The organism is Psychrobacter sp. M9-54-1, assembly GCF_016613355.1.
Classification (GTDB): domain Bacteria; phylum Pseudomonadota; class Gammaproteobacteria; order Pseudomonadales; family Moraxellaceae; genus Psychrobacter; species Psychrobacter faecalis.
Map to the genome: position 1 here is coordinate 307,771 of NZ_JADGFW010000006.1, position 12,428 is coordinate 320,198.

At 40.6% G+C, this 12,428-nt stretch carries 8 protein-coding genes; 2 read left to right on the forward strand and 6 right to left on the reverse strand.

The genetic code is table 11. The annotated features are described in order from the left end of the window. Window positions 1–225 precede the first annotated feature (225 nt). From IQ457_RS04670 to IQ457_RS13550, 4 genes are all read right to left on the reverse strand, one after another. On the reverse strand, window positions 226–1,395 hold the full coding sequence (locus tag IQ457_RS04670) for an HlyD family efflux transporter periplasmic adaptor subunit (protein WP_102093440.1): 1,170 nt from the start codon (window positions 1,393–1,395) through the stop codon (window positions 226–228). Further along, a complete protein-coding gene (locus IQ457_RS04675; protein WP_446737528.1) occupies window positions 1,388–3,688 on the reverse strand; it encodes a type I secretion system permease/ATPase in 2,301 nt (766 codons plus the stop codon). The genes IQ457_RS04670 and IQ457_RS04675 overlap by 8 nt, the downstream gene beginning before the upstream one ends. 106 nt (window positions 3,689–3,794) lie before the next feature. Beyond that, window positions 3,795–5,252 (reverse strand): TolC family protein, encoded by a 1,458-nt coding sequence (locus IQ457_RS04680; RefSeq protein WP_200662265.1) that lies wholly within the window; start codon window positions 5,250–5,252, stop codon window positions 3,795–3,797. 299 nt (window positions 5,253–5,551) lie between these two features. Continuing rightward, window positions 5,552–6,298 (reverse strand): IS630 family transposase, encoded by a 747-nt coding sequence (locus tag IQ457_RS13550; RefSeq protein WP_200662266.1) that lies wholly within the window; start codon window positions 6,296–6,298, stop codon window positions 5,552–5,554. Window positions 6,299–6,818: 520 nt separating this feature from the next. On the opposite strand from IQ457_RS13550, the gene IQ457_RS04690 reads away from it, so the two are divergent. Continuing rightward, a complete protein-coding gene (locus IQ457_RS04690) occupies window positions 6,819–7,454 on the forward strand; it encodes a hypothetical protein (protein ID WP_200662267.1) in 636 nt (211 codons plus the stop codon). A gap of 270 nt (window positions 7,455–7,724) precedes the next feature. Here the strand turns inward: IQ457_RS04690 and IQ457_RS04695 are convergent, their stop codons facing one another. Further along, a complete protein-coding gene (locus IQ457_RS04695) occupies window positions 7,725–8,735 on the reverse strand; it encodes an IS1595 family transposase (protein ID WP_200662268.1) in 1,011 nt (336 codons plus the stop codon). Between the two features lie 144 nt (window positions 8,736–8,879). On the opposite strand from IQ457_RS04695, the gene IQ457_RS04700 reads away from it, so the two are divergent. Further along, the gene (locus IQ457_RS04700) at window positions 8,880–9,626 is read left to right on the forward strand and encodes a hypothetical protein (protein ID WP_200662269.1); all 747 of its coding nucleotides are present in this window, start codon (window positions 8,880–8,882) and stop codon (window positions 9,624–9,626) included. A gap of 139 nt (window positions 9,627–9,765) precedes the next feature. On the opposite strand, the gene IQ457_RS04705 is transcribed toward IQ457_RS04700, so the two are convergent. Then, on the reverse strand, window positions 9,766–12,428 hold a 2,663-nt coding region (locus IQ457_RS04705), incomplete at its 5' end, for an Ig-like domain-containing protein (RefSeq protein WP_200662270.1).

Below are 12,428 nucleotides of genomic sequence, written 5' to 3' on the forward strand. Positions count from 1 at the left end.
CTACTCATAAAGAACAAGTATCCTGACGACATAGCTCTTACTTCTTAGGTAGCAATACCATGGTTATTAAGGGTCTAGTATTATCAACGATAAGCATTGCAAATATTAGAGTAATGAGCTGCCTTGCGTATAAAAGACCCGCTAAGCTTTTGCTGGCATGTCTTAGCAAGTTCTTACTGCTTTTAGGAGTACTCAGGTGGCTTGATTGATATCGGGGTTTGAACGCTAACGCTCACCTAGTCCTTCAGAGAAAGTCTTAGTAATGGGCTTAGTTAAGTATGATAGTACCGAGCGCTGCTGTGCCTTAATATCGACGGAAGCTGTCATCCCAGGCTTAATGACAATCTCATCACTGCGCCCAGAAAATTCAGCACCAGTAATTTTTATCTGTACACGATAATAGGGCTCTTCCCCTTTCGGAGTTTGCTCCATTAATGTGTCTGGACTAATATAGATCACAGTACCATTCATAGCACCAAAGATAGAATAATCATAAGCATCAAGCTTTACAGTGGCATCCTGCTGCTCTTTGACATAAGCAATGTCTACGGGCTTTATTTTAGCCTCGACGATCAAATCACTACTGGTTGGCAATATTTTCATGATGATTTCGCCAGGCTTAACCACGCCGCCGATAGTAGTCACTAGGATATTGTTTACTTTACCGTCTGTTGGCGCAAATAGATTTTTTTCTTCTAATACTTGTGAGTGATCGCGTAATTGTTCAAGTTCAGTATCTAAATCTTCTTGCGCTTTGGTCATCTCTGACTGTGCTTCTTCAAAATACTTATTACGCTTGTTAGTAATTTGAGCTTGAATTTCAGCAACTTGCCGACGCAACTTGATGATATCAGCCTGACTCACATCACCATACGATAATAACGGCTCATTCATACTCAGCTCTTGCTGGGCTAATACCATCATCTTTTGTAGTGAGCTGACATCTTGGTCAATTGCTTGCTTACGACGATTATAGAGTTGGGTTTGATTTTCTATATATTCACTATAGTTTTTGATGCCTTCTGGAAACACCAATGGTCGCTCAAATATCTCCGCCTCTAGGCGTGCAATCTTAGCTTTGAGTGCTGCTATTTTGGAGCCTGAGTTGGCGACCGCTGCTTGCGCACGTTCTTCCTCTAAAGTAACTATTAACTGTCCTTTAGTGACATCCTCGCCTTCTTTGACCAATATCTCGGTCAAGACGCCACCCTCTACGGCTTGTATATCTTGTGTACGAGCGCTAGCAATGATAGTTCCCGTCGCTCGCGTGACTTGATCAATTTGGGCAAAATAAGCCCAGACAACGAGTGCAATTATTCCGACCAATGAGCCCCAAATGATAATGCGCGTGCGCCCCACTTTAGGATCATGAAACTTATGTTTATAATTATCCATTATCCTGCCCTGAATTATCACGTTTATCGTCGTTTTTTGGTGAGATACTCGAAGTCTTATTACTAATTACTGTCACTCTAGGCGAGCTTACTTTAATTGATGGTTTGCTAGCTTTTTTCTGATCATCATTGCCTTTTAATTGCTCAAGAACTTGTGCCTTCGGACCATCCATTACGATTTTTTGATTGTCCATAATAATGATGCGATCGACCAGTTGTAGGAGTGGCATTTTATGAGTGGACACAATAAGCGTTTGCCCTTGTCCAAACTCTTTTTTGAGTACGTCAATACATTGTAGTTCTTGCCGATTATCCATAGAAGCGGTCGGCTCATCCATCAATAATATGGAAGGTTTTGTCAGCAGCAACCGAGTAAATGCTACCAGTTGTTTTTGACCCCCTGATAATCCTTTACCTCCCTCACTAATTGGCAAATCCAAACCACTAGAATGACTGGCTACCAATTTAATCAGTCCCGTCTTAACGAGGGCGTCGCGCATTACATCATCACTGGGCGCTGGTAGACCAATCAATAAGTTTTCTCGCAGTGTGCCTTCGAACAAACGATGGTCTTGTTGCAGATAGCCGACTTGCTCACTCATAGATTCACGACTAATCTGCTGAATATCTAATCCATCTAATAATATCCGGCCTTGGGTAGGAGCATACAGCCCTGACAGTACTTTTAATAAAGTCGATTTACCTGAGCCAATAGGGCCCAATACTGCAATACGCTCACCTGCTGTTATATTCAGACTACTAATTGCCAATGCGGGTTGATCATTATTTTGGTAATTAAAAATAACTTTGTCTACATTAAAATTACCAGCGATTTTGCTAGGCGACAAGGGATGACTGACACCATGATTGTCTTGTTCTAATGAGAATAGTTTTTCGATATTTAGCTTGGCAGCTTTGGCATGTGAATGTTGTACTAACAGGTTAGGAATACCCATTATTGGCGCTAAGATACGACCACCTAGGATTGAGCATGCAATAAGTCCACCCATTGTCATATCACCTGACATCACTACAAACGAGCCAATAATTACGATGCCGACATAGCTGGTCTGCTGAATCATTTGCGACAGATAGCTCAAATTGTCATTGGCATGTTTCATATCAAGATCATTCTTAGTGGTGATGCTCATCACATCGAGCCAACGTGATAAGAACTTCCAATTCCCTGATCCTGCTTTGATAGTCTCAACACCTTCCACAGTCTCCACAAGGATACCTGTTTTGCGATAAGACGCTGCTGCTCCAATTGCCGCAATACTGTCGATTTTTCTACGTGCGCCGAACCCAAGTATGATGGCTATAACGGCGGCCACAATAGGTACCAAAGCCACTAAAGGATTACCAATGATGACAATCAGGGTTACAAATATAATAGCCATTGGAATGTCAACAAGACCGAATAGCGTACTTGCAGTATAAAAACTGCGAACTTGCTCATAACCACGTAGCTGCGCTGCCATCGAACCGACTGATCCTGGCATTTGATCAATGCGCACGTTTAGCAGACGCTGGAAAACTTCACGCGATAAATATTGATCAAGATTGACCACTACTTTATCCATAATCTTGGAGCGGGCGAACTTCATAAAAGTTTCAAATAAAATGACCAGTCCCACACCACTTGCCAGAATAATCAGCGTGTATTCGCTACGCGTTGGGATGACACGGTCATAAACTTGCATTGAGAATAGTGACACAGCAAGTGCTAACATATTAATCAAAAATGAGGCGACTACGGCCTCAACGACGATACCTCGATAGTTCCTTAAGTCCTTTTTGAGCAGTTGATCGAACGAGAACTGTCTACGCTTGCTTGGCTCATCCCCTAAGCGCACGCTCAATAGGTGTAAAAACGCGTCACTACGGTGAGCACTCGTCTGTCCTAGTTGACTGAACTGCCATAATCCTTGCGGATTTTGTTGATTGATCACACCCCAACCCTGCGTAGGATGCAAAGCTAATAAGGGTAAAAATGCAGCATCTGGTGCCGGTAACACTTCTGGTAGTTGCTCAATCCCTAATTGATTAAGCACACCAATAATACTAGGCAGTGCTAGTAAATCCTGCTGCTGATAAATCACGCCATTGAGCCGCACATTATCAATAGGATACCCTTGCTCAGTTAGCAGGGTGTGAAGCGCCGCTGCTAGTTGGACCGCTTGCTCATTGGGTAGTTCATCTGATTCCGACATCATCAACGGTTGTAAATTAGAACTCACTACCAACTCACCGTCAGATGTGCGGATATTTAGATCTGGAACAGGTGTACTCATGATGGACATATCCTACTGATTAGCCATATTGTAATAATCACACAACGTGAATAAGAATATAACTTTATATTTACAATGATGTATTCATATTTACTTGACTGTATATTTAAGGTTCGTCTGATAATAATAAGTCATTATCATAGCTAGTCCCAGTAACGTCATAGCTAGTATCAGTAATGTCATAGCTAACACCCTCATTAATAGGATATGTATTCATGTCGTTATCTTGACTAACTACCGTTTGTGGTCTAGCATCACTTTGGTTATTCAACCAGTTTTTGACGGGATCTAGCGGACGAAAGAGTTGAGTTGGCTGACGACTTTTATCGAACTGTTGCCACGACATCATGCCAAAATCAACTTGCAGCTTATAGTAGGCTGCAATAACGGCGGTTCGACTCTCGACCAGCTGTATCTCATATTGTGAATGCTCACGTACGGCATTAAGTACTTCAAGCCAAGATTTACGCCCAGCAATGAACTGACGGCGATAGGAGCTGACGACAATCTGAGCTCCTGCAACTGCGGCAATCAATGAACGCTCTTGGTCTTGAGCGCTAGCAAATTGCTGATACTGCGTTTGTATGGTTTCAAGTACCAGACGTCTTGAGGCTTCTTTTGATTGTACTAAGCTATTAACGCGTGACTCTGATGCCTTTGCTAACGCTAAATTAGAAAGCCCTGCACCTGGGTCGTAGCTAAGCCCTACTGAGAAACCACTACCATTGTCATTGTTATTATCGTTATTCTTGTCATCATAATAATAGTCATATTCGTATTGCGCGTACAAAGTTGGATAGCGCGATGACTGTATCGATTTAACCTCTTGTTTGGCGGCTTCAACACGATAATGCTCTTTTACCACTGTAGGGTTATAAAAGCTGGCTTGGTCAAATGCCATTTTCTCAAAGGCTTTTGAGTAGCCTTTAGCACGATTGACGATTTCGCTCAAGTTGGGTGCTGGTAACTCAGCCGCTGTTATCCGACGTCCAGCAATCTGTTCTAGGCGAGCAATAGCAATACGCTGCTGTTCAACAGCCCCTTGATAAGCGTTTTGCTCCTGCAAAATGCGGTTGGTGACTAGGTCTAATTCGATACGAGCGGATACGCCTTGATTCACACGGCGCTGCATCATCGATTCAAACTCTGCTAGCAGTTGCAAATTATCGTAATAGACACTTTGTTTAGACACAGCGGTAATATAGCTTTGCCACGCTTCAATGGTGGTTTTGGCCACTTGATTTTGTTGCTCATAGACATATTCTGTCGCTGCTTTGTCATCAAATATGGCTTGATTCACATTTGCCGTCAACTTACCGCCAGTCCACAGCGACTGCCTAATCTGTAGCTGTGATACCATACCATCCTCTGGATCATAGCCTGTAGACAGTGTAGGAGCCGGTAGCATATTAAGCTTAGCAGCTCGAATGCTTTCAGTAGTAGCCTGTTGTTCTGCTCGCGCTGAACCAACCAAAGGATGGCTTTGAATCGCTTGGTTAATAAGCGTATTCATATAAGTGTCCGCATTGGCAAATGCTGTACCTGATGATGCTATGAATAGCATACTCCAAGCTATGCTATGCCACGCTCGCTTCGTAGCGAACAATTTATTCAGTGACCTTTTTATGGGTAAATTGTACTGGTAAACATTCATTCAGTTCGGCTCAGTTATGCTTTAAACAAAGGGAAAATACAAATATAGTCAGTTCAAAATAAAATTGTTATAGCTTGGACAAATATCATAAAACAATTTGGATAAGTCATTTTCCATCCAGCCTTGGCGTAGAAACTTCACCTGAGCCCATTTTTTCTCCCACTCGAGCACAGCTCTCGTCTTGCGCTCGGGCAAAGCAATGCTTTGCTTTATCCTCGCTCAGGATTCAGATCAGGGCTGTACGGCGGCAACCAAAGAATACGATGCCCGTGCCTGTTTAGTAGCTTTTGAATGCGTTTGCTCTTATGAAATCTGGCGTTATCCATCACAATCACGCATTTTGTTTTAAGACTTGGGATTAGTTTGTGTTTGCACCAGTGATAGAAGACGATGCTGTTGATGTTTGTCTCAAAGTAATCTAGCGCAAACAGCATCTTGTTATACAGAGCACCAATAACGTTGGTTCGCTTTTTACCTTGCCAGTTGTAGCTATCGATACAAGGCTTACCAATCGGTGCATAACCATGAGAGCGAATGGTTTCAGCCTCAAAGCCGCGCGCGTATATATATACAATGGGGTAGCCTTGCTGCTTAAAGTGCTCAAGCTTTCCCTGATACACCGCTCTTTTTATTGGGCAAGCTTTTGGATGTTCTAATGTCTTTTTTTGACTGATGCCTAGGCGCTTTAGGGTATGATGATTGCCTGTTTTACTACAGTTTAGACGACGTGCTCGCTCGTACTGATAATCATCAGGATGTTCTTTAACATCATTAAGTAGCACATCATCTGGTATTTTATAGGGTTTGGTTTGCCTGGTTGTTTTACTATGAACACGTCTCTTCCAGTTTTGTATGGTGGTTGGGCTGAGGTTATAGAATTTAGCTGCCTCGGCAAAGGTCATACCCTCGTCTAAGCTTTTTAGTACTTGTTTGCGGAAATCTAGTGAGTAAGTCATGGTCTTTATAATAACAATTGAATTTGATAATTAGTTTATAACACTTTTAGGTGAATTTGACTATATCACCATAACAACCGTCTGTTTTTTACGTGGGTTTGAAATAATAAGTATGGGTTTTTCTGATATACGATAAGAATAGCTTGTATTAAAGTCTTAATAATCGGGTAAATATCTAATGTAAGGTTTATATTGAACAACTAATACGATAAGATAAACTCAAGCAACAAAACTATTTAATCTGATCTCCATCTTAGGGTATAAAAACTCATGATTAGTTTTAATAAAATTATCGCTTTGACTACTGTAACCTTCTAAGCTTTCTCGACAGCTAAAATTACTTTTTAAGGAGCTATAGTCGATACACTCTAAAAATGTCATAGCGCTACTGGGATGAATTTTGCGCAGCCTCTGGGAACGCAGCACGCAAGTAAAATTTATACCAGTAGCGCGTTTAAATCTATAACAGTTTTACATTCAGCTAACTATAACAATCATTAATTTTTTTAAAAAACCTCTTATGACTTTAATTGCACTGGGGTTACCACTTGGTGCGATTGCAACTCCATATAATAATGCAGCCACTGAACTTGCTATGGCACAACTAGAGATAGAAAGAGCATCATCTCAAACACCGCCTGTATCTGAAAAGCTGGAAGTACTTCGTCAAGCCAAAAACTATGCGAAATCCACAGCCTGTATTACTACTTTCGAACGTGACAGCGAAGATAACCGTACTGATGTAACTGACGTTCATTTAGTTGAGTCACAATCTTCATTTAACAGTAACAGTGTTTTTGGCACTAGATACCTTGTTTATTGGCGTGGAGATAATGCTTGTGCTGGTGGTAGTGGTACATACATGGGCTTCATAACTTCTTTTGAAAGAGATAGAGAAAAAGGTAAGTTTGTTGCTCGTGAGCGCGATATTGTAGACACTATAGATTCTGGTAATAATAACTATGATATAAACTCACGTTTCATGGAAGCTGTTTCTTACAATGATGGCATTCTGTCTGTTATATCATCTGACTACGGTAATGACGGTAGTAATTCTCCACGCTACAAGTATCTTTATACCGTTGTATATAAGGACTTTGGTTGGCAGCTTGTTGGCAGAGAAATGATCGCTGATCTTTATGAAGAATATCGTTAACTTTCTATACCAGATAGCTATTTAATAATCTAAGTAATCTCTGATTAGACGCTTGCAAAACTGTGAAGCGTCTTTTTTAAGATGGTTAATCACCTCAAACTCCCATCCTGACTGCGACTATCCAGCAGCGCTTACTAAATGAGGTGGTGTTCTAAAAAGTACGCTGGCATCAGGCACAGCCATAATCGACATAAAAGAACACCACCAAAAAATCTTCTGCACCATCAATCCGACTAATGCTATTAACCACAACAAGGGTAAAAACTAAAGTTATAATGGAATAACTGGTCGAGTAGATATATCAATCGTTTTGCTCGTACATAGAGTATTGCGAATAAAATCAAGCAATATAGACTCTTTACTCTCTGATGAACCTTTAGCAAAGTTGACAAAATTATGGTACACAAGGTAGTTATTCAAATACTTGGTAGCCACACCCTTAAAACGGTGGGTTATAAGGTCCTTAAGTCTACGGTGATAGCTATTGACAGTCTGAATGTTAAACAAGCCATTGCTACGTTTCTTAGTGGTAATACGGATATGATTTAACTCCATATCCAGTGATAGTTTTTGATAAGGACATAATGAGTCGGTAACAAATACTGAGTTTTTAGATATATTACCATTCAATACTTTTTGCAAATTCTTTAGTGATGGTTTGCCTAGGTTTGATATTTTAGCAACGGATAGACCGTCTAAATTGACCGCACAAGGAATACAAACCTTTTCTGTTGATAAGCCACGCTTACTCGCCTTAGTTCCTCTCTTGTAGGCTGTACGTGGCAACTTAAAAGACTTATGATTGCCTTTGTATGATACGGCTGTAAAAGTTTCATCAGCTTGCACAACACCATCAAGTTCAACATCAGTCATCATGCTTTGTAGCGCATCGAGTATCTTGTGTCTCCATGCAAATGCAGTGGCTAAGTTGATACCGCATATTTTGGCACATTTGCGTAAGGGGTACTTCTCAATCATACAGTGGATATACTTTTCCCAAACCTCAATGCCTTTTTGCGAGTTGTATAATATAGTGCCTGTTTGCTCAACAAATGATTTTTTACAGTCACGGCACAAGTAGCGTTGGTTGTTGCATTTAGTGCCATTTTTGACGAAATTGGTAGAGTCGCAATGAGGGCATTTTGATACCTCTTTAGGTGCAATAACTTTTTCAAGAGAATTTTGACCTGAAATATCACCAAGAAAGAGCTGTTTTTCTTTCTCAGAGAGGTTGTTGAATAACTGTTTGAGGATATCGATATTTTTTGTAGTGGTTGACATGGTTAAGCCCTTACAGATTAAAGCTTGTAGAGTTATTTTACCATTTACTAAGAAACCCTATCAACACATTATTAAAACACAGCCTAATTATTTAATATAAACTGCCTATTAAATCCCTATTTTTGACGTATGGATCATAACCTTATGACTCAACTCTTACCACCCTCTAATCGCCTAAAAAAATCAAAAGACCGATCATCAATAGCTATTATACTGGCAGTGTCAATTCATGTTTTGGTTGCAGTGGTCATCTATTTTACGGTCTTTAATGATAAAAAATCATCAACAGAAGAACCACTACTTAATAACACTGGCTTAATATCAGCTTCTGTTATAGAAGAGAACGAGCTAACACCATTAGATAGTGAAAAAGACATGGCTACCCAATCCAGTGACCTGCAAAAGGATGGGACGAATACTGCTGACATTAATATGACCGCCAATACTGAAAAAAACTTAGCAGATAAGAATGTGGTCACCACTCAAAAGACAAAGTCCATTGTTCAAAACGAAGGACAAAAAGATAGCAGTGCCTCAATTGAGCAAGCATCAAGACTTAATGCTAACAACAATCTAAAACCCAATACCGATTTAGTCCTCGATACTCAACAAGAGCCGCCTGAGTATACCCTTAAACAGACTAAAGAATATCAACAATTAGATGCTGACATCGATAAGGATGCTGATCAACTTTCTAAACTCATCGGCGAAGTTAAAAAATACAATCAAAGCCAGATACAACAGTATCAAACAGACACACCTTCCAATAAGAGTGCAACGGCAACGCCTTCAGTAAAATATGACTATCCTATAACTCCTATAACATCTCCGCCTTCCTCATCTGCAAATAAAAATCAGACGATACCTGAGTCATCAGAAAGTGATAGATAACCGCTATACTTAAACTATTGTCATAACTTATTAATCAAAAAGCCACAACAAGTTATGGCTTTTTGAATGACGATAGCTGTATTTGTTAGTTGGTATAAGATGCGCTATAGCAGCCGCATCTCATCCTTATTGAATACTACTAAATAACATTATCAATGATATCAGTTTGGATGTATAACTGCGCTATACTACCGGCGTCTTGGTACAGATCATAACCTGCTTGATCAGAAGTACCAGACTTAGTCATACCAGATACATTGACGGTATCAACGCTATCACCTTTGATAAATAACTGATTATTACCATCAGTCATACTAATAACATCACTCAAGTTTAGATTTAGTGTTTGAGCAGTATTATTCGTCAAATCAAGAGTTTCAAAGTTAGTAACGTTATTCATATCATTGCTAGCAATAATACTCGTGTCGGTAATCACTAAGGTGTCATTCTCTTGACTACCGTCTAAGTTTGTGCCGCCATCAATAGAAACATCATTTTTATCAAATACTATAGTATCGCTACCCTCGCCGCCTAGCAAAGTATCTGCACCGCTCAGACCAACTAAAGTATCATTTCCTGCACCGCCGTTCAATGTTTCCGCTTGGTTTGTACCTAATAAGTAATCATTATTATCAGTGCCACGTGGAGCAAGATTATCTATTGAGTTAGGATTTTGAGGCGTTGCATACTCATTATAGTTCAGTGTCACTGTTGAGGTGGCCGTATCACCATCAGCATCTTTATATGTAAAGGAGAACACATCAATATCATCTTGACCAGGCGACACAATCTCTGAGATATTTTTAGCTGCACTGAATTTATAACTACCATTGGCATAACCAACAAACACACCATAGTCTGTTTTGAACTCATAGTTAGTCATATCACTATCTGTATCGATAATGGCTATTCCATTAGCACCAGTGGTCGATGTGCCTGACCAGACAATACCAGTGCCAGTCGGGTTAGTGTAATCAACAGCATCTGCACCCACCGCTACTTGTCCTGCAATCACAACGTTATCGGCTAATTCAGGCAATGGATTTAACGGCGTTAGCTTACCAATGATGTCATAAGTATTTTCCTTACCTTCTTCACTGTTTACCACAAAGGTACCTTCATCGTCCAATGCTGGATCGTAAGAACCATTAATTTTAGTTTGATAAGCTTTCAGGAACGTTTTGTTTCTATCAGAGTCAACAGCTGCATTTGGATCTTTATTTACAAGCTCCAAATCAAGCTTATATTGCTGACCAGCAATCGTTATAACTCGGGATGCATTCGGTATGATGATGAAGTCACTAGCCACAAAGGTAGCATCATATTCTGCTGAAGTTAAACCATAAAACTCAGCCGTATTACCATTGGGAGTTTCATTATGCTTAAGCAAATAATCAACTGAAATTGGCTCAGAATTGCCATTCACATCAATTGTAAAGTCGACGTTAAGACTCGTCTCAATCAACGTACCGCCATCTCCATAGATACTAAAGTTGATATGTGAAAAATTACCTAAATCAATATCAGTCTCGAACTTAACTCCTTGACCAGCACCTTGATAGTTGGTATTTTCATAAGTGGTATACCCTGCAGGAGGAGTCGTTCCTGCTGGTCTACCCCAATAAATACCCTCATCCAAAGAGTCTACATAAGTGTTACCATCACCTGCTTGGTACGTAGCATCTTGCTCAGCAGACAATATTCCAATTGTACCGCCATAGTTCCGTGATTCAACAGTGGTTCCTGTGCTACCAGCAGCGACATTATCTGCATCAGCAATCAAATAGCCTGCACGTGTTGGTCGAGTGAACAATGTCTCATCGAAACCTGTTTGTAAGCCATTGATAGTGATGGTCTCTTGCTGAACATCAATATTCCAAACCACAGGTTGAGGTAAAGGAGAGTCGTCTTCAACTATCACTAGTAACTCATCAGATTTAGCTAATGACTCAGTGGCAGTAGCATTTTCAAAGACTTCGATACCAAAACTAACAGGTAATACACCTTCAGTATTGTCACCTAGTATGTGGTCTACAGGCGCGCCTAATACCACATCATATCCAAACTGATAACCATCAGTTATGGCTTCTTTATTACCATTTAAACTTATAGTCAGAACATTCTGAACTTGAGGAGCACCAGCACTGTCTGTATAGGTATATTCACCAACAATATTACCTGTCGCCGAATCAATACGGAAATCTACTGGATTGCCTTGGCTAGTAATGTTCTGTACAGCAGTTGGTAGGACAAAGTTGACCACCGAATTTGACAAATCTGTATCAGTATCAGTTACTCTAATCCAATTATTATCAGTATCCGTTGCTGAATCAGTGGTATCTAAAGTTGAATCTGGATTGGTATCTGGATTACCTCCAGCCAAACCTTCTTCAGAAACACGGGCAGGCGACGATACTGAGATGTTAGTTGGTTGATCGTAATCGATGGTGACAGTCGCTTCATTCGAGGTCTTACCTGTAAGGTCATCAACGGTATAGCTGATTGGCGTTGGATCACCTGTGAAGCCTGTCTCTGGGGTAAAGGTGATGTCACCAGTGGTTGGATTAACTGTCCAAACGCCTTCGCCTGATACGTCAACCGATTTGCCATCAGCAGCAATGGTGCTACCTGCTGGTGACACAGTGATCATGACAGTGGTCGGATCTAGGTCGCCTTCAGCATCGGTGTCATTGCCAACCACAGCCACAGTCACAGGAGAACCTACTAAACCTGTTTCGAGGTCATCGACAGCAACTGGCGCGGTTGAACGGTCATCACCTACCGTAGGATCAGTAGGATCTA